General features: G+C 45.9%; 19 protein-coding genes. 10 read left to right on the plus strand and 9 right to left on the minus strand.

The window, feature by feature from the left end:
• Positions 1 to 19: 19 nt before the first annotated feature.
• Both K1Y79_RS15780 and K1Y79_RS15785 read right to left on the minus strand, forming a co-directional pair.
• Entirely contained in the window at positions 20 to 847 is an 828-nt protein-coding gene (locus K1Y79_RS15780) for a DUF58 domain-containing protein (RefSeq protein WP_236059658.1), read from the minus strand.
• Positions 848 to 933: 86 nt separating this feature from the next.
• Positions 934 to 1,935 carry an AAA family ATPase gene (locus K1Y79_RS15785; protein ID WP_220251134.1) on the minus strand — a complete coding sequence of 334 codons (1,002 nt, stop codon included), beginning with the start codon at positions 1,933 to 1,935 and terminating at the stop codon, positions 934 to 936.
• 313 nt (positions 1,936 to 2,248) lie between these two features.
• Between K1Y79_RS15785 and K1Y79_RS15790 the strand changes: the two genes are divergently transcribed.
• From K1Y79_RS15790 to K1Y79_RS15805, 4 genes are all read left to right on the plus strand, one after another.
• Complete coding sequence (locus tag K1Y79_RS15790) at positions 2,249 to 2,590, plus strand: hypothetical protein (protein ID WP_220251135.1); 342 nt, start codon at positions 2,249 to 2,251, stop codon at positions 2,588 to 2,590.
• Between the two features lie 287 nt (positions 2,591 to 2,877).
• Positions 2,878 to 3,540, plus strand: coding sequence for a peptidylprolyl isomerase (locus K1Y79_RS15795; protein ID WP_220251136.1), 663 nt, complete (start codon positions 2,878 to 2,880; stop codon positions 3,538 to 3,540).
• Between the two features lie 53 nt (positions 3,541 to 3,593).
• Positions 3,594 to 3,974 (plus strand): glycine cleavage system protein GcvH, encoded by a 381-nt coding sequence (gene gcvH / locus K1Y79_RS15800; protein ID WP_220251137.1) that lies wholly within the window; start codon positions 3,594 to 3,596, stop codon positions 3,972 to 3,974.
• Between the two features lie 135 nt (positions 3,975 to 4,109).
• On the plus strand, positions 4,110 to 4,490 hold the full coding sequence (locus tag K1Y79_RS15805) for a VanZ family protein (RefSeq protein WP_220251138.1): 381 nt from the start codon (positions 4,110 to 4,112) through the stop codon (positions 4,488 to 4,490).
• Here the strand turns inward: K1Y79_RS15805 and K1Y79_RS15810 are convergent.
• From K1Y79_RS15810 to prfA, 3 genes are all read right to left on the minus strand, one after another.
• The gene (locus K1Y79_RS15810) at positions 4,483 to 5,394 is read right to left on the minus strand and encodes a cation diffusion facilitator family transporter (protein WP_220251139.1); all 912 of its coding nucleotides are present in this window, start codon (positions 5,392 to 5,394) and stop codon (positions 4,483 to 4,485) included. The genes K1Y79_RS15805 and K1Y79_RS15810 overlap by 8 nt on opposite strands.
• Before the next feature lie 102 nt (positions 5,395 to 5,496).
• Positions 5,497 to 6,174, minus strand: a complete 678-nt coding sequence (locus tag K1Y79_RS15815) for an OmpA family protein (RefSeq protein WP_220251140.1) — start codon at positions 6,172 to 6,174, stop codon at positions 5,497 to 5,499.
• A gap of 180 nt (positions 6,175 to 6,354) precedes the next feature.
• Positions 6,355 to 7,419 (minus strand): peptide chain release factor 1, encoded by a 1,065-nt coding sequence (prfA, locus tag K1Y79_RS15820; protein ID WP_220251141.1) that lies wholly within the window; start codon positions 7,417 to 7,419, stop codon positions 6,355 to 6,357.
• A gap of 82 nt (positions 7,420 to 7,501) precedes the next feature.
• Between prfA and K1Y79_RS15825 the strand changes: the two genes are divergently transcribed.
• Together K1Y79_RS15825 and K1Y79_RS15830 are read left to right on the plus strand one after the other, a co-directional pair.
• A complete protein-coding gene (locus K1Y79_RS15825) occupies positions 7,502 to 8,656 on the plus strand; it encodes an amidohydrolase family protein (RefSeq protein ID WP_220251142.1) in 1,155 nt (384 codons plus the stop codon).
• A gap of 33 nt (positions 8,657 to 8,689) precedes the next feature.
• Positions 8,690 to 9,781 (plus strand): mechanosensitive ion channel family protein, encoded by a 1,092-nt coding sequence (locus tag K1Y79_RS15830; RefSeq protein ID WP_220251143.1) that lies wholly within the window; start codon positions 8,690 to 8,692, stop codon positions 9,779 to 9,781.
• Positions 9,782 to 9,855: 74 nt separating this feature from the next.
• Here the strand turns inward: K1Y79_RS15830 and K1Y79_RS15835 are convergent, their stop codons facing one another.
• Genes K1Y79_RS15835 through K1Y79_RS15845 form a run of 3 tightly spaced genes read right to left on the minus strand, consistent with a single transcriptional unit; the run spans position 9,856 to position 12,016 of the window.
• Positions 9,856 to 10,374 carry a thioredoxin family protein gene (locus K1Y79_RS15835; RefSeq protein WP_220251144.1) on the minus strand — a complete coding sequence of 173 codons (519 nt, stop codon included), beginning with the start codon at positions 10,372 to 10,374 and terminating at the stop codon, positions 9,856 to 9,858.
• Between the two features lie 9 nt (positions 10,375 to 10,383).
• Positions 10,384 to 10,992 (minus strand): MerR family transcriptional regulator, encoded by a 609-nt coding sequence (locus K1Y79_RS15840; RefSeq protein WP_236059659.1) that lies wholly within the window; start codon positions 10,990 to 10,992, stop codon positions 10,384 to 10,386.
• Between the two features lie 52 nt (positions 10,993 to 11,044).
• Entirely contained in the window at positions 11,045 to 12,016 is a 972-nt protein-coding gene (locus K1Y79_RS15845; RefSeq protein ID WP_220251145.1) for a M23 family metallopeptidase, read from the minus strand.
• A 285-nt stretch (positions 12,017 to 12,301) separates the two neighbouring features.
• On the opposite strand from K1Y79_RS15845, the gene alaS reads away from it, so the two are divergent.
• Both alaS and K1Y79_RS15855 read left to right on the plus strand, forming a co-directional pair.
• On the plus strand, positions 12,302 to 14,917 hold the full coding sequence (gene alaS / locus K1Y79_RS15850; RefSeq protein WP_220251146.1) for an alanine--tRNA ligase: 2,616 nt from the start codon (positions 12,302 to 12,304) through the stop codon (positions 14,915 to 14,917).
• Between the two features lie 236 nt (positions 14,918 to 15,153).
• Positions 15,154 to 16,185, plus strand: a complete 1,032-nt coding sequence (locus K1Y79_RS15855) for a PDZ domain-containing protein (RefSeq protein ID WP_220251147.1) — start codon at positions 15,154 to 15,156, stop codon at positions 16,183 to 16,185.
• 268 nt (positions 16,186 to 16,453) lie between these two features.
• Here the strand turns inward: K1Y79_RS15855 and K1Y79_RS15860 are convergent, their stop codons facing one another.
• On the minus strand, positions 16,454 to 17,824 hold the full coding sequence (locus K1Y79_RS15860) for an aldehyde dehydrogenase (protein ID WP_220251148.1): 1,371 nt from the start codon (positions 17,822 to 17,824) through the stop codon (positions 16,454 to 16,456).
• 475 nt (positions 17,825 to 18,299) lie between these two features.
• On the opposite strand from K1Y79_RS15860, the gene gatB reads away from it, so the two are divergent.
• Together gatB and K1Y79_RS15870 are read left to right on the plus strand one after the other, a co-directional pair.
• Positions 18,300 to 19,754, plus strand: a complete 1,455-nt coding sequence (gene gatB / locus K1Y79_RS15865) for an Asp-tRNA(Asn)/Glu-tRNA(Gln) amidotransferase subunit GatB (protein WP_220251149.1) — start codon at positions 18,300 to 18,302, stop codon at positions 19,752 to 19,754.
• Positions 19,755 to 19,769: 15 nt separating this feature from the next.
• Positions 19,770 to 20,927: a TlpA disulfide reductase family protein gene (locus tag K1Y79_RS15870; protein ID WP_236059660.1), complete on the plus strand. Its 1,158-nt coding sequence runs from the start codon at positions 19,770 to 19,772 to the stop codon at positions 20,925 to 20,927.
• Positions 20,928 to 20,943: the final 16 nt, after the last annotated feature.

A 20,943-nucleotide genomic window follows, 5' to 3' on the forward strand; every position in this document is an offset into this window, starting at 1 on the left:
CTTGCTCAGCTTTTGACTATCACCTGTTTACGAAAAAGTTCTGCAAGGCTCTCACATAATCTTCATCAGTACGGATACTGACAAGACTTGCGCCGCTTTTCTTAAATGCATTACTGCAATACTGCACATGCTGGTTGAACTGATGGGTATAGTATTGCTGGACCTTTTTATCAGAAGAATCCACCCACTGACGCTCGCCTGTTTCCAGGTCATTCATCTGGATCAACCCTACTGAAGGCAGTTCCTTGTCGCGCTGGTCATATACGTGTATACCGACCATGTCATGCCTTTTAGAGGCAATATTCAACGCGTCCTGATAATTGCCGGTCAGGAAGTCACTCATCAGAAATACGATACTTCTCTTTTTAGCGGCATTATTGAAGAAACGAAGGGTTTCTTTAATATTAGTGCCTTTACGCTTAGGCTCAAAAGAGATCAGTTCGCGGATAATGAACAGGATATGCGATTTACCTTTCTTAGGCGGGATGTATTTCTCAACGCCATCACTAAAGAAGATAACGCCTACTTTGTCATTGTTGTTAATAGCGGAAAACGCCAATACGGCACATAATTCAGTAATCATGTTCCGTTTGTTCTGTTTGGAGGTGCCAAAGATGGAGCTTTCACTCACATCTACCATGAGCATCACAGTGAGTTCGCGTTCTTCTTCAAATACCTTCACAAACGGGTGATTGAAACGCGCAGTCACATTCCAGTCGATAGACCGGATATCATCTCCAAACTGATATTCTCTTACTTCACTGAACGACATACCACGCCCTTTGAAGGCACTATGGTACTCACCTGAGAAGATGTGGTTGGAGAGGCCCCTGGTTTTGATTTCCAACCTCCTTACCCTTTTTAATATTTCTGCAGTATCCACCGGTAATGATTAATATGAATAATGAGTACTACTCCTGATCCCTATAACGATCAAGGTACTTCAACTGCATTCAGGATCTCGCTGAGGATGTTCTCGCTGGTTACATTTTCTGCCTCCGCTTCGTAGGTAAGACCTACACGGTGACGCATAACATCAAAGCAGATGCTGCGTACATCTTCAGGAATCACATAACCTCTGCGTTTTGTAAATGCATACGCTTTTGCGGCCAGTGCAAGACTGATACTCGCCCTTGGCGAACCACCATATGCAATCAATGGCTTCAGCTTCTGGAGCTTGTAATCTTCAGGGTTACGGGTAGCAAATACGATATCAATGATGTAGCGCTCAATTTTCTCATCCATGTATACCTCACGCACCAGCTTACGCGCCTCCATAATATCAGAAGGCTGTACAACAGGATTGATTGACACTGCCGCCTGCGGATTCAGGTTCTGACGGATGATATGACGCTCTTCATCTTTAGTAGGATACCCGATGGTTACTTTCAGCATGAAACGGTCTACTTGTGCTTCCGGAAGCATATAAGTACCTTCCTGTTCTATCGGGTTCTGAGTAGCCAGTACCAGGAACGGATCGTCCAGCTTGAAAGTAGTATCCCCAATAGTAATCTGCCTTTCCTGCATCGCTTCCAGCAGCGCACTCTGCACCTTGGCCGGGGCACGGTTGATCTCATCCGCCAGGATAAAGTTGGCGAAGATAGGACCGCGGCGCACCACAAACTCATTCTTCTGCTGGTTAAATAACATAGTACCTATCACGTCGGCAGGCAGCAGGTCCGGGGTGAACTGAATACGGCTGAATTTAGCGTTAATTGCTGATGACAGGGATTTGATGGACAACGTCTTTGCCAGACCAGGTACCCCTTCCAGCAACACGTGACCACCTGCCAGCAGGCCGATAAGCAACCTTTCTACCATGTAACGCTGACCAACGATCACCTTACTCAGTTCCAGGTTCAGCAGGTCCACAAATGCGCTGGCCTGATGAATCTTTTCGTTCAATTGACGGATATCATACGATGTATTCTCCATGCTTATATATTATTTACAAGTTTGCTAAAGTAAACATTCCGCAGGTAATACCCCGCGCCCGGCGCAGGAATAGCCCGTTAAAATGCTGTTAATAATAACATTATAAATGACAAATTACGAATTAACGTCCATGATTATCAGGGTACTCAGGTTTTTCCAGGTGTGCCTATATCAGAAAATGGTCATTCATAAGTTGCACTATACTATGCGACCAAATTAATAAAGGCCGCGCATATTTATATCATCTTTTTTTATAACGTACATTTGCTCCTGAAACTTCTCCATACGGAGCTCATAATTAAATATTTAGAAGATGCAGGATGATTTTGCGCAGCAATGGAAACGGGTAGAAGAGATGCTTACCGAGCGTTTCGGCAAGAAGCCAAACATGGAAGCCATCCTTTTTTTGATCGGTATCCAGGAGCTGAACCATATAAAAAAGAAATTTACTAAAGAACAGAAACAGGACCTCATGCACGTGGCCACCTGTACCCTGTTGAGTCAAAGCGGCTACTATGAAGTAGAAGGCCGTGACAAAGATGGCTGGCCCCATTTTAAGGAAGTACAACCCGTTCCTAAAATGAGCATGCCGGAACAGGAAAGATTTTTACAGGAGCATATCATTGCTTACTTTGACGATCTTGAGGGGCGCTAACCAGCGCTCCTCCTCTTCAGAGGTTATAAACCCAAGGCAATAACCCGACCTTAGCTGATTCCCCAAGGCCCAGACTTCCCGTTAATCCGGAAGACCTTGCTTTTTTTTTACATGATAAGCCGACACGCTTACCTGCTAATAACTGTTAACCTGGTAACAGGTTACTCCGGGCAGTAGCTTAGATATTCCGGAACATATTGATAAGGGAATGCGTTTTGTATGAGACAACAGGATCATAACAATTTGCTGAAAACCGGCTCAGGAAAAAATATTTATAATATACCCGCATGAAAAAACAGTTACTACTGCTATTATTGCTACTCTCCTTTGGTACTACTCTTATGGCTAAAAACCGGAAAGTAAAGATTATTACGCCTTATGGCACTATGATTATAAAGCTGTATGATCAAACGCCGCAGCACAGAGATAACTTCATAAAACTGGTAAAAGCCCACTTTTATGACAGCACACTTTTTCACCGCGTTATCAACACCTTCATGATTCAAGGTGGTGATCCTGAGTCAAAACATGCACAACCCGGCGCTATGCTGGGTAACGGCGATACTGACTATACCATACCGGCTGAATTTCAACTGGATCTCTTTCATGCAAAAGGCGCACTGGCTGCCGCACGCGATGACAATCCGACGAAAGCAAGCTCCGGCTGCCAGTTCTATATTGTGCACGGAAAGAAATGGACAGACGAACAACTTGATAAACTCGAAAAAACACGACTCGGTGGTCGGAAGATACCTGTCGATCAAAGGGAATACTATAAGCAATACGGTGGTACGCCACAGCTAGACCAAAGCTATACCGTTTTCGGACAGGTAGTTAAAGGACTTGATGTGATCGATAAAATCGCCACACTTAAAACAGATAGTCATGATCGTCCTGTTACAGACGTGCCTATGAAGATCAGAATCATACACAAGTTCCTTTTCTTCTAGGCTACTATTCAACGGGAATTTCATTAATTTTACCGCTTAAAATCAAACTTGCCATGAATTTTCCATCAAACCTGCGTTACACCAAAGACCATGAATGGGTATTACTGGAAGGTAATACAGCAACTATCGGCATCACTGAATTTGCACAGCGCGAATTAGGCGATATCGTTTTTGTAGACATTCCAACCGTAGGTAAATCACTGGAAGCCGAAGATGTATTCGGTACAGTAGAAGCCGTGAAAACCGTTTCTGACCTGTTCCTGCCAGTTGCTGGTACTATCAACGAAATCAACCCCGAACTGGATGGTTCTCCGGAGTTGGTAAACCAGGAACCATATGGCGATGGCTGGATGGTTAAAATGACCGTTAACAATCCTGCTGATGTAGCAAACCTGCTCAGTGCTGAAGCTTATCAGGCACTTGTTGGCGAATAATCTGCTTACTCTCCACACGATACTTTAATAAAAGGTTAAAAAGGGTATACCCTTACAAAGTTTAAGGTTATAAGGTTGGTAACAACTTTATAACCTTATAACTTTACAGACTAAATGTTTTTGACAGTGCCAGCAATGAGAATTATTCGATATTACCTGCCAGCGACGATCTGGATTTTATTGGTACTGTATTTATGTACAATTCCAGGAGAAAAGCTGCCATCAGATCCTTTCTTTGAAAAGATCCATATGGACAAGCTCGTACATGTAGCCTTATTCGGTGGTACAGTGTTTTTCCTGTGCCTTGGTGTATATCTTCAGAAGAGAGTCATCTCTAAGTTCACCCTCACTATTATCGCTATTTCAGCAGCATTCTATGGCCTGATCATAGAATACATCCAGAAATACCTTGCCGTACATCGCAGCTTTGATATGAGTGATGTTGCCGCTGATACAGTAGGCGCTGTTGCTGGTATCATCGCATTCAATCTGGTCAGGAAATGGTGGCTTAAATAGCTCCCTTATCCGGCTCGGGCTGTATAATAATGAAATGTATAAGCGGATAAGCAGTCATAATCTGCTGCCTGATTCGTACAATCGCTTCATTGATACTTTCTGTTGCCAGTTCTTCCCTGAATGTTACCATTAGTAGCAACATCACCTCTTCAGGCGACTGATAAGTAGAAAATATATGCTGCATCTTCAGTATCGCCGGGTCGCTTTCTACCAGCTTCCTGATATGCTGCTGGGTAGATGGCGCAATACCTTCTCCCATCAGCAGACTTCTACTTTCCCTCGCCAGCAATACTGACACAATAGTCAGGATAATACCCACTATTACTGAGGCGACTCCGTCCAGATACGGATTGTTGTAATAGTGCCCCAGGTATACCATCATTGCTACCACCAACAAGCCAATCACCGCAGCGCCATCTTCAAAAAGCACAATAAAGCTGGCCGGATCTTTACTCCGGTGAATAGCTGTCCACCATGACAGGTCACCCCGTACCTTATCAAACTCCTTAATCGCTACAACCAGCGAAGCGCCTTCAAATATCAATGAAAATGCAAGTACAACATAATTCCAGGTAGGATCCTCCAGGGGAGGGGGATGCTTGATATGTATCACGCCCTGGTAAAAAGAGATACAACCGCCAATACCAAAGATCAGTATCGAGACAATGAATGACCAGAAGTACACTTCCTTACCATACCCGAAAGGACGGCGCTCATCCGGAGATCGTTTGCTGCGCCTGATTCCAAATAACAGCAATACCTGGTTGGTAGTATCGACCAGGGAATGAACGCCTTCAGATATCATAGCGGAACTGCTGGTCGCAGCGCCTGATATAAATTTAATGACTGCTATCAGCAGATTGGCCGCCAGCGCGGTATAGATAGTTTTATTATTAGCCGCCATAAGTGCTGACAATGGCCGCAAAATCGTGCCAACCAACCACAAAAAGAAGCGCCCCTGCTGTTGCAGAGGCGCCCGAATATATCTGTATAAGTTAAATACCTGTTATTGACCAGACTCTTTCTGTGCGTCAGACTTCATCTTCTCATTAGCGAAGATAGAGAACTCTACACGACGGTTTTTAGCTTTATTAGCATCAGAGTTGTTTGGCACCAGTGGCTGTCTTGCACCATACCAGTAAGTCTGTACACGGTTTGAAGCAACTCCCTGAGATTTCAGGTAAGTAGCTACAGAGTTTGCACGTCTTTCGGACAGACCCATATTATAAGCATCTGTACCTGTAGTATCTGTATGACCTTCTACACGTACATAAGTGTCAGGATACTTATTCAGAATGGTAGCCAGTTCCTTGATATTCTGCTGTGCCTGTGAAGTCAGGTCTGATTTATCGAAACCAAACAGTACTCCTGAAGCAAAGGTCACATTGATACCTTCACCTACACGCTCAACTGTTGCATTAGGTACTTCATTCTTGATTTCCTGTGCCTGTTTATCCATTTTCTTACCGATCAGTACACCTGCACCACCACCCACAGCGGCACCAATGATAGCACCCAGGGCAGTATTACCTGCTGCCTTACCGATAATAGCACCGGTTGCAGCACCACCACCTACACCAATTACAGCACCTTTCTTGGTGTTATCCATGCCTTGCCATGTTTTACAACCAAACAACAGGGAGGCAGAAAGTAAAATAGCCACAATAGGATATAACCTTTTCATCTTTTTTGAGTTTAAACGTTCTATGAATTTGCTAATAGTTATAAGCGAAATACCTTAGACAAATATGCTGCCAGATTTTCAAACAGGCAGCATACCAGTTAACTAGATATTAAGAGCGGCGCAAATGTAAGACATATAATTATTATGAAATAACATATATATCCGCTATCTGGCTACTTATTAACTACCCATCTTCATTTTCTCCGCGTTCTCTGCAAACTGTAACGCCTGTACCATCTCCTGGATGTCACCGTTCATAAATGCGTCCAGATTGTACATAGTCATACCTATACGATGATCTGTTACACGACCCTGCGGATAGTTATAAGTTCTGATCTTAGCAGAACGGTCTCCGGTTGATACAAGGCTCTTACGCTGAGAAGCAATGGCTTCCTCATGCTTACGTACTGCTGCCTCATAGATACGGCTACGCAGCATCTTCATGGCTATATCCCTGTTGGAGTGCTGACTACGTCCTTCCTGACATTCCACTACCACGCCGGTAGGGATGTGCGTCAGACGTACCGCAGATTCAGTTTTGTTTACGTGCTGACCACCTGCACCAGATGAACGGAATGTATCCATCTTGATGTCAGCCTCTCTTACATCCACATCCACCTCTTCTGCTTCCGGCAGAATGGCAACCGTCGCTGCAGATGTATGTACGCGGCCCTGAGTTTCTGTAGCCGGTACACGCTGTACGCGGTGTACGCCGGATTCAAATTTCAGGGTACCATATACATCATCTCCTGTTACTTCCACTACTACCTCTTTATAACCACCCACAGCGCCGGGCGTTTCACTCATGATCGAAGTGCTCCAGCCTTTGGTCTCACAATAACGCAGGTACATACGCAGCAGGTCTCCGGCAAAAAGGCTCGCCTCATCGCCACCCGTACCTCCGCGGATCTCCAGCATCGCGTTTTTCTCATCCTGCGGATCTTTAGGGATCAGCAGGTTACGGATGTCTGCTTCCTGCTCTTCCTTCAGTAGCTGCAACGCTTCCGTTTCTTCCTTGGCCAGCTCCCTCATTTCCTCATCCCCGCTTTCCAGGACCTCTTTATTGAAAGCGATGTTGTCCAGCGTCTTCATATAAGCCTCATGGGCCTTTACGATCTTTTCAAGCTGACGGTACTCTTTACTCAGCTTGCTGAACTGTTTATTGTCACTAACTACTTCTGGATTCGTTAATGCCAGCGATACCTGCTCAAAACGGCCTCTTATCGCGTCAAGTTTATCTATCATAATTATCTTTGTTGGGGAGGAAATGGATGGGCCTGCGGCTGACATTTCCCCGGACTGGGCGCAAAATTAATATAATTACTACATGTCTGAACAGCTGAAATTTAAGGGAACGGCATTATTTACCGGACGGCAGTTACTGCCCGGCAGTATGGTACTCATTTTATCTGATAAAGGCGTGGTACTGGACATTGTCCATGAAAGCCAGGCAGGAGAGGACGTCCGCATACTGAACGGCCTCCTTAGCCCCGGATTCGTCAATACTCACTGCCACCTGGAATTGTCCCATATGGCCGGGGTCATCCCGGAAGGAACAGGTTTACCCGCTTTTCTGACCAGCGTAATGGAAAAAAGAGGCCAGCAAGACGCCGCCGTACAGGAAAAGGCCATGCAACAGGCAGCCCAGGCAATGTGGGAAAGCGGAGTTGCTGCTGTAGGCGATATCTGTAACAGTACAGCTACTCTCTCACTAAAAAAGGACAGCCCGGTGTACTATCACTCATTTATTGAGACCATGGGGTTCGTACCCGGCTTCGCACAGCAACGCTACGACTATAGCCTGGGTGTACTGGAGCAATTCCGGACTATTGACGGTCCCAGGCATACCAGCTCCATCGTACCACACGCGCCGTACTCTGTCAGCGAAGCCCTTTTTGCCCTGCTGGCAACTACTCCCAATAATACCCCTATCACTATCCACAACCAGGAGTGTGAAGCAGAAAACATGCTGTACAAGGACAAATCCGGGGCCTTCCTCGACTTTTACCGGCATTTTAACATGGATGCCACCGCATTTCAGCCCACAGGTGCCAATAGTCTGCCTGCCTGGCTGCCCTGGTTTAAGCACCTGCCTGTCATTCTCGTACATAACACCTATACAACAGCTGCAGATATTGCCTTCACCCGCGAGCACGCTCCCGAGGCATATTGGTGCCTCTGCCCGCAGGCAAACCTGTATATAGAAAAGCGCATCCCCGATGTACCACTGCTGCGTAGTCAGGGTTGTACCATTACCCTGGGCACAGACAGCCTGGCATCCAATCATAACCTTTCTATCTGGCAGGAAATTCAGGTGATCCGTCAGCACTACTCAACCATTGCGCTGGAGGAAATTCTGCAATGGGCGACGCTTAATGGCGCTATGGCACTAGGTATAGCTGATAAATATGGCAGCTTTGAAACCGGCAGGCAACCCGGCGTACTACTAATAGATGAGCTGGAAAGTCACAGGATTCTATAATTTCGCGGCATTAGAAGAATGCAATCATATACTATGAATAGTCTCTTAGACCAGGTTATACTTGGCAACCCTATCCAAAACTACTTTATACTGGCAATTATATTGCTGTTTGTTTCCATGATCAAACGTTATCTCTCCACAGGATTGGCAAAACTCCTGTACAAAGAGGTAAGGCGCTGGGCACCAGAGATCGGGCAACATGAATTTTCACACCTGCTGCTGGTGCCATTGGAGTACTTCCTGCTGCTGGTCACCTTTATGCTCACCATTGATCACCTCAACTTCCCGCCAGAGCTGAATGTACCCGTATATAATGGCTACACGGTCAAGATGTTGCTCAATACAATTATGGATCTTGCCCTGACCATCTCCATTATCTGGATCGTACTGCGGGTAATTGATTTCGTATCACTGATGATCAGCAAAAGCGCAGACCATTCACACGATCATACTGATAATCAGTTCATCGTATTCTTCCGGGACTTCTTCAAAGCTATCGTCTTCATTTTCGGCGCTATCGCTTTCATACGTATACTCTTTGGCGCTGTACTGGTCAATAAGATCATCGCAGGTTTAGGTATCGGTGCGGCGGCACTTGCACTCGCTGCCAAAGAAAGTATTGAGAACCTCATCTGTTCCTTCATTATCTTTTTTGACAAACCATTCAGGGTAGGAGATGCAGTGAAAGTAGATGCCTTTCAGGGAAATGTGGAAAAGATCGGTTTACGCAGTACGCGTGTACGCACGCTGGACAAAACCTTCGTTACAGTGCCCAATAAGAAAATGGTGGATAGTGTACTGGATAATCTTTCCCTGCGTACCCATCAGCGTGCCGTATTGCGCCTGGAAATAGCAGGTGATACTCCGGCAGACAATATTATGCTGGTATTGCAGGATGTGAGACAATTGCTGACTTCCAATGAACGGGTACAGGAAGGCTTTATTGTGAACCTCAATGAGTTTACGAAAGACACTTACGTGATTCAGATTATTTACCTGTCACAGGTCATCGAAGGGGTCCAGTTCAATGCGCTGAAGAATGAGATCAACCTGGCCATTGTAGCTATACTTGACAAGAGAGATGCCAGGCTGGCCAGCAATAAGATAGAGATACATGAGCGATAAACGCTTGCTTTAAAACAATAAAAGATCCCCGGACGAACTGCCGGGGATCTTTCTTTTTATACGTCAGGGCGTAATTAGTCGTTCTCTTTCTTATTGGCTTTCAGCAGGATCTTTGCCATATCACTTTCCAGCGATTCTCCCACATCACCGCTGATACGACCTATTTCCTTTCCTTCACGAAGCAGGATGAAAGTAGGCAGTTTCTTCACTTTATAATCCTGCGGGGTGCTGGTCTGCAATTTTTCGTCTACACCATAGGTCACTACCTGCTCATCAGGGCTACCACCCAGAATCATGATTTTATATAGTTCAGGGAGGCGAAGGCGGCTCTGGTCTTCCCAGGTACCTACTACTGCTACGACGTTAAATCTACCGCGATTGTTTTTGATGTAATTCAGCATGTTATCATTAGGCTGATAATTGTTTACCCCGGTGTAAAACCACGCAAAAGCGCTGTCATTCATCAGGGTCTGCATATCTATTTTACCTTTTAATACCTTTTTGCCGTTTGAAGCTTTACTTGCTGTGGTTTGTGCAAATGTCAATGTTGACAGCAACAGGCTGCCAACCAGTAATAATGATCTCAATCGCATAATGTATTTTTATAATTGTTCCTTCAGTTCAGTAAGAAAACCCCTAACCTTTAGCAAAGCTTGTACCATTTCGAAGCTGCGGGCCGCCAGTTTACGGTCTTCCTTCAATTTTTGTTTAGCACCTTCAATGGTATATTTCCTTTCTCTTAGCAGATGATAGATAAGTTTCAGGTGCTGAATATCTTCCTGGCGGAATAACCGGTCGCCTTTCCGGTTCTTTTTAGGCTGTAGTACGTCAAACTCATTTTCCCAGTAGCGGATCAACGAGGTATTCACGCGGAACATAGTTGCTACTTCACTGATTGAGTAATACTGCTTATCCAGCGGAATAGCATCCAGTGCTTTTATCAGGTCCGGATCGTCTGCCACCTCTTTCAATGATTTCCGGCCCCGCTTTTTCTGTGGGGGCTGCGTAGCGGTCACAGACGCCCCCTTACCGGTAAACGGTACGGGTGGTAAGTTGTCTGATGGCATCTGTACCTGGATCTTCACTGGTATTTCGACCTGCTGCACTGGTTTAAGCGGCTGTTTTACAACCGTAACTTCCTCCTGTGCCGGTGCTGGCGCATCGACAGAAGGCTTCGGTTCTGATGAAGAAAACAGATCCAGTTGTTGCATGATAGCACCAAATTACAAAATTCCCCACTATTGAAAGTTCAGCATTAATAAGTTAGTCAAATGATTGGTTACCTGAGCGGGCAATCTTCAGCATACGGTCAAATTCCTCTGGAGAAAGGTCATTGAAGAAGAAGTATACCGGGTCAACTTTCTCGCCATTCTTAACAACCTCATAGTGGCAGTGAGGACCGGTAGATTTACCTGTACTACCTACCCATCCTATCACCTCTCCGCGTTTAATGGCCTGTCCGGCCTTCACCTTCATCTTCAGCATATGGCCGTACAGTGTCTTGTACCCATATCCATGATTGATCATCACGTGGTTACCATAGCCTACGTCGCTAAGACTGGCATCTTCTACCACACCATCACCGGTAGCATAGATAGGAGTGCCGGAAGGGGCGGCGAAGTCAAGTCCGGAGTGGTATTTTACAGTTTTGTATATGGGGTCAATACGATATCCGAAACCGGAAGCAATACGTTTCAGGTCTTTATTGGCCACTGGCTGGATAGCCGGGATAGAGGCCAGCATTTTCTGCTTATTCTTTACCAGGTCATCAATCTTCTCATATGATTTGGCCTGGACGGTAATACGATGTAAAAGCTCCTGCAGCAATGCGCCGGTACTGGCTATAATCTCACTGCTGGAAAAAGATTGTAACTGAGTTAACTCCTCCTCCCGCTCTGCACTGCCGGCACGTGTACTATCCGGAATAGGAGAAGCTTCAAAGATCACCCTGTAAATATCGTTATCGCGGCGCTCCAGTTCTGTTATCTGAGACTTTACATCATTCATGCGGTCTTCCATCGCCTCATATCTCTCATTCATCACCTCCAGCTCGCGGCGTAACCGCTTTTCCTTAGGAGAATCTAATATACGGTATGATACGGACAGGAAGATAAACCCTGTTACAATGGCAGCTGAAACAAATCCCAGTATCCTCAGCAGTTTCACACGGAGCGAAACAACCAGCTTCTCGTATTTTAGTGTTTGTGTATTATAAAAGTATTTAACCTTCTTCATGTACCGGGCTTAAGCATTTAAGCAGAACCTACATTCCCAATGGAAGTCCTTGGATTACTTTTAACAGGGTTATACAGATATGGATGAGAGGGTATATAGACTTTTTCAATATTTTTGCACACCTTTCCGCAAAATACGGCAGGGTGTGCAAACCTAAGGGAATTAGACTAAAAGGGCAATCTTTTGAGTGTCAATTTTCTAAATACCGCTAGTTGGCTTAAAATACAAATTAAAGCCATTTAGGTGACACAAAATTATAATACATACCAATTATTTCAAATACTTATGACAGCTCCTGAGATTCGTCAGCAATTCCTGGACTTTTTTGCGTCCAAAGGCCACCATATAGTGCCTTCTGCTCCTATTGTAGTGAAAAACGACCCTACCCTGCTGTTTACCAACGCGGGTATGAACCAGTTTAAGGACTACTTCCTGGGCAACAGGGCACCGGCCTGGAAAAGGGTGGCGGATACCCAGAAATGCCTTCGCGTAAGTGGTAAACACAATGACCTCGAAGAAGTAGGTATCGATACCTACCATCATACCATGTTCGAGATGCTGGGCAACTGGAGCTTCGGCGACTACTTCAAGAAAGACGCTATTGACTGGAGCTGGGAACTACTCACTTCAGTATATAAACTCCCTAAAGACCGTCTCTATGTCACTGTCTTCCAGGGAGATGCAGCCGAAAACCTGGAAAAAGACCAGGAAGCTTTCGACCTCTGGAAACAACACGTTCCGGAAGATCGCATCCTCATGGGTAACAAAAAAGATAACTTCTGGGAAATGGGAGACACCGGCCCCTGCGGTCCATGCTCCGAAATTCACGTTGACTGCCGCCCTGACAACGAAAGAGCTCAGGTAGACGGTAAAACCCTGGTGAATGCCGACGACCCTCAGGTAATCGAAATCTGGAACAATGTATTCATGCAGTTCAACCGCCTGAAAGACCGCTCCCTGGAACCTCTGCCTGCCAAACACGTGGATACCGGTATGGGCTTCGAACGCCTGGTACGCGTAATGCAGGGCAAAACCTCCAACTATGACACCGACGTATTCTCCGGCACTATAGAAAGCACCGAAAAGCTTACCGGAATGACATACGGTCGTACAGACAGTAAACAGGATGTTGCCTTCCGCGTTATTGCCGACCATATCCGCGCTATCTGCTTCGCAATCGCTGACGGACAACTGCCATCCAACAACGGCGCTGGTTATGTTATCCGCCGTATCCTGCGTCGTGCAGTAAGGTATTATTTCTCCTTCCTGAACCAGAAGAAACCTTTGCTTCACGACCTCGTGCCCATACTGGCACAACAGTTTGCCACCGTATTCCCTGAACTGCTGCAACAGGTAGACTTTGTACAGAAAGTAGTATTTGAAGAAGAAAACAACTTCCTCCGTACCCTGGATAGCGGTATCCGCAGAATAGAAGAATTTATGGGCGCTGCCAAAGCAAAAGCTATCGACGGCAAAACCGCCTTTGAACTATATGACACCTACGGCTTCCCGTTTGACCTGACTGGGCTGATCGCTTCCGAAAACGGCTTCCAGGTCGATGAAAAAGGATTTAAAGCTGCCATGCAGGAACAGAAAGACCGTTCCCGCGCTGCTACAGAACTGGATATGGGCGACTGGACCGTACTGAATGAAAACCCGGCATCCGTATTCGTAGGTTATCAAATGGCCGAAGCAGAAACTGCTGTAACCAAATACCGCAAGATCAAGGCTAAAGGCAAAGAACAATACCAGCTGGTATTGTCACAGACACCTTTCTATGCAGAAAGCGGCGGACAGGTAGGTGATACCGGCACCCTGACTTTCAATGGAGAAACTATCCAGGTGACTGACACCAAAAAAGAGAATAACCTGATCGTTCATTTCGTAGATAAACTGCCTGCTGATATCACCACAACAGCCAAAGCAGTAATCAATAAAAATAACAGGCTCAGTACTACCATGAACCACTCTGCCACCCACCTGCTGCACGCCGCACTGCGTGAAGTGTTAGGCACCCACGTGGCTCAGAAAGGTTCCCTGGTTAATCCTGAATACCTGCGTTTCGACTTCTCTCACTTTGCAAAAGTATCTGACGAAGAACTGGCAAAGATTGAAGATATCGTTAACGCAAAAATCCGCGCTAACATCCCGGTAGTTATCCAGGAACTGCCAAAAGACGAAGCCCTTAAACTGGGTGCGATGGCCCTGTTCGGTGAAAAATACGGCGATGTGGTACGTGTAGTGATCATGGATCCTGCATATTCTGTAGAACTGTGTGGCGGTACCCACGTGGGCGCTACCGGCGAACTGGGTATCTTCAAATTCACCTCCGAAGGCGCTGTAGCTGCTGGTGTACGCCGTATCGAAGCAGTAACCGGCGGTAATGCAGTTGCATTCGTAAATGCACAGTTGCAACAGCTGAAAGACGTTAAAGCAGCCCTGAAAAATCCGAAAGATGTAGTCGTAGCAGTAGAAGGACTGGTGAATGAAAAAGCATCCCTGGAAAAACGTGTAGAAGCCCTGGAACTGGAAAAAGTACGCCAGCTGTCAGCAGGCCTGCAGAACGAGATTGAAAACGTAAACGGGATCAACTTCCTCGGTAAGATCGTTGATGTTAACAATGCAGAAGCCCTGAAACAACTGTGCTTTACCCTCAAAACGCAAGTCGAAAATCATGTATTCCTGCTGGCTGCCAACATCGGCGGTAAGGCTAACGTTGCGCTGATGATTGCTGATAACCTGGTAGCAGAAAAAGGACTGGAAGCACCTAAGATTATCAAGGAAAAGATTGCACCGATCATCAAAGGCGGCGGCGGCGGACAAAAATCTTTCGCTACAGCTGGTGGTCAGGAAGCTGGTCAGCTGGAGCAAGTGATTGCTCAGGTGAAATCGATGCTGTAAACACTATAGATATTTTGATAAGAAAGGCTGTTTCGTAAGAGACAGCCTTCTTTTTTTGCCGAAAACAAACTGCTCTCGTATAGGTAACAATCAGCATTTATCAAAAGGAATGTTAATACTTCACCGATATGTCCACTGGTATCCCGGCGTCGCCTATTTTAACTTTTCCTTTATGGTAACCCCGCCTAAATTTGCTGTTATTGATAAGATAAAAACTATACAAAAAGGAACAGATTATGAGCAAGCTATTGCAAACCTTTACATTGGCAAGCATTACCTGCTTTGCGTTCAGCTCCGCCACCATGGCCCAGGATAAAAATGCTGGGAAAAGTGATAAGCTGGGTGAATATGATGAGATAGTAATTAAGCGAAACAGTAACAAGGATGGAAAGGTGACCATCGAGATAAAGGATGGTCATGTTCTGGTTGACGGAGAAAAAATGGATGCTTATAAAGACGGCGATATATCCGTATATAGACGCCGTATCCGTCCCGTGGACGGAAATACTTTCAATTTTGCCATGCCTCGTGGTGGTGGCGGTATGCAGTTTTTTAATGATGATGATGAAGATGCCGATAGTGGTGCCCCTATTATCAGACCTGGTAAAGCTGTATTAGGTGTATTCACTGAAAAGAAAGAAGCGGCCGGTGTTACTGTGAAAGAGGTAGCTACAGGCTCTCCTGCTGAAAAAGCAGGCATCAAAGCAGGGGATGTGATTACCGGCGTGGATGCGGATAAGATAGCCGAGCCGAGGGAGCTTTTTGAAAAAATCGGCGTACATGATCCGGGAGATAAAGTAACGATCACCTACCTGCGTGATAAAAAAGAGACAAAAGTGACGGTAACACTGGATGAGCGCAAGGGCGAAGGCACACTTGAACTGTTTCCGCGCGGACGTGAGTTTCGTCGTGCCCCACGCGGTAGTTTCAACTTCGGAGATGGAGCGCCCGGCTTCAGACGTGAGTTCCCTGGATTCTCTGAAAGCAACGAAGTGAAATTAGGCTTGTCTGTTCAGGATACAGAGGACGGAAAAGGAGCACAGGTACTCAGCGTAGCACCGGGTTCTGCGGCAGAGAAAGCTGGCTTCAAAGCCGATGATATTATTACGGATATTGCCGGCACCACTGTGAGCTCTACCCGCGATGTAGCCAGCGCTTACCGTGCTAATAAAGACAAAGGAACCTTCTCTGCGAAGGTGAAAAGAGGTAGTCAGCAGAAAACGCTGGAGATAAAAGTGCCTAAAAAGCTGCACAAAGTAGATTTGTAATCGTAAGCCTTCATACAAATAAAAAGGGAGCTTCTGTGATGGAAGCTCCTTTTTGTATAATATACTACGTGTGAGAACCTGATACTTTTTTGACAGGAGGATTTATAAAATATCCATTTTACAACTTATTGCAAATCAATCAATATCGAATTTTCCCCACAAATCACAGCCTCAGATCCCAATCTCCAATGAACGAACAAGGGACGAACTAGCGGCGAAGAAGCGACGAACAAGCGACGAAGACACGCACAAGAAGGTTAAAATATCATTACTTTAGTATCCATCGGATCAGTCCCAGTTTATTTTTAAAAGGGGGGTACTTCATAGCAATATCTATCCAGGTACCCGTTTTCATGATACTCTTAGGATGGGTAAAGGTGTCAAAACTGTATTTCCCATGATATTGCCCCATTCCGCTATTACCTACTCCCCCAAAAGGAAGTTCAGGATTTGTAAAATGTCCCAGCGTATTGTTGATGCATCCACCGCCAAAGCGCAGCTGTTCAATGATCAGTTTCTCGGTAGCGGCTTTGTTGGTAAACAGGTATAACGATAGCGGATATGGCTGCTTTTTTACCGGGCGCACAGCCTCTTCCAGCGTAGTAAAACTAACTACCGGCAATATTGGCCCGAATATCTCATCCTGCATCACTGAATTATTCCAGGACACGCCATCCAGCAGGGTAGGGGCGATATAAAGGCTGCCCTCATCCGTAGCGCCTCCATGTGCTATCTGCCCCTGTGAAAGATAGTTCTTCAGCGTCTGAAAGCGGTTGTCATTGATGATACGTGCATAATCAGGACTGCCCGCAGGGTTCTCTCCAAAGAAGCGTACGATAGCCTTTTTCATCGCTGCTATCAGTTCATCCTTCACCTTGGCATGTACGAGTATATAATCGGGCGCGATACAGGTTTGTCCGGCGTTCCAGAATTTACCCCACACTATTCTTTTGGCTGCTACCCCGATATTGGCCGTTTCGTCTACTATACAAGGTGACTTTCCGCCTAACTCCAGCGTTACCGGCGTCAGGTGCGGAGTAGCCATTTCCATGATTTTCCTGCCTATGCCAGGCCCTCCGGTAAAGAATACGTGGTCAAATCGGTGCTGCATCATATCCGGGATGACGGTGCTGCCATCACCCTCAATGGTCGTGACATAAGCGGGATCAAAAGTATCTTTTATAAGTGCTGCGATGACTGCGGAAGTGCGCGGTGCGAGCTCTGATGGCTTTACGACGGCACAGTTCCCTCCGGCAATTGCGCCTACTAATGGGGCCATCACCAGTAAAAATGGGTAGTTCCAGGGAGCAATGATAAATACCTGGCCCAGTGGAACGCGGTATATCCGGCTTTTACTGGGGTACATAACAAAAGGACTGGTTACCTTTTCCGGTTTCATCCAGTCTTTCAGATTACTGAGCAGGTGCCGGATTTCGACATATAAAGTACCAATTTCGCTACTGTAAGCCTCTACCGGGTGCTTATGCAGGTCGGCCTTTAAAGCGGCCAGAATATCCTTTTCGCGCTTTTTAATAGCAGTTTTCAGCAACCGGAGCTGCTGTCTGCGAAATTTATAGGGCAGTGTTTTCCCTGACGCGAAGAATTGTTGTTGTACGTTATAGATCTCCTGGGTGTTCATACACCCTGAAAGGTACTGAAAATGACTAATGTGGAACGAGGGGTAGCCGATGCTTGTACAAAGAAAACAGTATATAGGTTAAATGGCGGTGTATCCGGTTACAGGTGTGGTAATTGAGGCAGATATGGCTTATCAGTACTACTGATACAGTATACAGGCTAAATAGCACATGAACGGGAAAGTGTTTACAGAATAGGATGGTGAAGGACTAAATCAGTGTTCAGAATATAGGTTGAATGGTTCTGCACCACAAGAATACTAAAATTTTGTTAAATTCCAATAGAAATCTCAGATTTCCGCTGCCGAAGGACTCTTTATGCCAGGGAAAATACCTATTCTGTTCAAAATACTATACATACTGGCTACCAGTGCAGCTTTGCCGTCATTTTGCCCGTCTGGCGGCAGTGAGCAGCGCAATCTGTACTACCTTTCTACCCTTCATTGTATATATTTGTGCTAATAGCAGAAGATCACCATGAGCGTAGCCATCGATTCAGACAAATATGAAGTAGTTATTGGCCTGGAAGTACATGCCCAGCTACTGACAGAAAGTAAGTTATTTTGCGGAGACAGTGCAGCTTTCGGGGGCGCTCCCAATACCCATATTAGCCCAATTACCCTGGGGCATCCGGGTACTCTTCCCAAACTGAACCGTAAAGCGGTGGAATATGCCATCCGTCTCGGCCTGGCCTGTAACAGCCGGATAGAGAAGGATAACTATTTTGCCCGTAAGAACTATTTCTACCCTGACCTTCCTAAAGGTTATCAGATATCCCAGCATACAGCGCCTATCTGTGATGGCGGCCGTGTTAGTATTCCTGTACCTGGCGGACAGCGGGATATTCCCCTGAACCGTATTCATCTGGAAGAAGACGCGGGGAAATCCATGCATGACCAGGATCCATCGTTTACGATGGTTGACTATAACCGTGCAGGCGTACCATTAGTAGAGATAGTAACAGAACCGGCCTTACACAGCAGCGATGAAGTATATGCTTTCCTCACCACCCTCCGCAGGCTGGTACGCTGGCTGGACGTGTGCGATGGAAATATGGAAGAAGGTAGTATGCGTTGTGATGCCAATATTTCTATCCGCCTGAAAGGCGAAACCAGGCTCGGTACGAAAGTAGAAGTGAAAAATCTGAACTCTATCCGTAACGTAAAACGTGCGGTAGAAGGAGAAATAAAACGCCAGATTTCTATTGTCGAAGAGGGTGGTACCATCATGCAGGAAACCAGGAGTTTTGATGCCGGCAACGGAACCTCTTTCTCCCTGCGCTCCAAAGAAGAAGCCAATGATTATCGCTATTTTCCTGAGCCGGACCTGGCACCTTTCCTGTTGACAGATGAGTACCTCAACTCCCTGCAGCAGGCATTGCCCGAGCTGCCGGAAGCAATGGTACAACGTTACGTCAGTCAGTTCGGGCTACCCGACTATGATGCACGCGTACTATGTGATGATAAAGCAACCGCCGATTATTATGAGCAGGTAGTGACTATCATTCCTAAACATAAAGCAGTCGCTAACTGGTTATTAGGACCGGTAAAATCTACCCTCAATGAACAGGGCGCTGCAATGACAGAATTTCCATTGTCAGCCGCAGCACTGGCAGGATTGATTCAGCTGGTGGAAGATGGAAAAGTGAGTTTTTCCATTGCCTCTTCCCGTATATTCCCTGAGCTGCTGAATAACCCTGCGGAAAAGCCGCTTGATATTGCTACCAGATTAAACCTGTTGCAGGACAATGATGCAGGCAGCATTGCACCGATTATTGATGAAGTACTGGCTAAATATCCGGATAAAGTAGCTGAATTTCGTAGTGGCAAAAAGGGGTTAATGGGACTGTTTGTCGGAGAGGTAATGAAGCTTTCAAAGGGTAAGGCTGATCCGAAATTAACCAATCAGCTGCTGGCTGAAAAACTTAAATAATTTTAACTGTAGAATATGACGAAACTTGCTTTATGGGTAGCGGCAGGAATGATCCTGACTGGCTGCGCACAACAAACGGAGAAAGGCGACTTTACCATCAACGCACATATAGATAACGCTCCATTAGGTACTATCTACCTGGAAGAGCTGACAACAGAAGAAGTGAAAGTAGTGGATACAGCTGTTATCAAAGATGCCAGCGGAAAATTCACACTGAAAGGTATGTTACCTGAACAGGCATTATACCGTATCCGCTTCGGAGAGGGTAACCGCTTCATTCCTCTTGGACTGGACGCTGGTACAATGAGCATTACCGGCGATTATAACCGCCTGGATCAGCTGAAGATTGACAACTCGGAAGCTACTTCTGAAATTCAGGAACTGCTGAATGAAGCCAGCGCAAAGGACAAAATATTATCCGCCGAAGTAGCAGCATTGGATAGCCTTGGCGCTACTAAACCATCAGATAGTCTGATGCAGGCGAAAGTTGCTGCATTTCAGGCTAAACAGAATGACTTCAAACAGTTCATTCTTAAAGCAGCTACCGGCACCAAATATCCGGCAGTAGCAGCATTTGCAATGAGTATCGCAGGCCCGCAGGTACTGCTGGAAGATCCAAAGGTACTAGACGATATCAAAAAGCACTTCCCTGAAAACACCCTGATTGCCAGTTTCACAGACAAGCTGAAACAAGGCGCAGCGCAAACCGCAGCCCAAGCTGGCGGAGAGGAGGAAGATGCTAATATGACAACAGTGAAAGTAGGACAGACACCCCCTGACTTCACACTACCTGATCTGTCAGGTAAATCAGTAAGTCTGAGTTCCTTCAAGGGCAAGTATGTACTGGTTGATTTCTGGGCTAGCTGGTGTAAACCCTGCCGTATGGAAAACCCTACAGTTGTAGAGGCTTACAATAAGTTTAAGAATAAGAACTTTACCGTTGTTGGTGTATCACTTGATAAATCAAAGAATGCCTGGGCTAAAGCTGTGGCAGATGATGGTTTGACCTGGACGCATGTAAGCGATCTTAAGTTCTGGGATTCACAGGTAGTACCGTTATATGGTATCAGCTCTATTCCTTCCAACATGTTGCTGGACCCACAGGGTAAAGTATTGGCGGTTGGTCTCAGAGGCCCTGCACTGGAAGCTAAGTTGCAGGAAGTGATTAAGTAATTACTATAGTAATAAA

Origin of the sequence: Chitinophaga rhizophila, from assembly GCF_019492185.1 — a bacterium.
In the GTDB taxonomy this organism is placed as follows: domain Bacteria; phylum Bacteroidota; class Bacteroidia; order Chitinophagales; family Chitinophagaceae; genus Chitinophaga; species Chitinophaga rhizophila.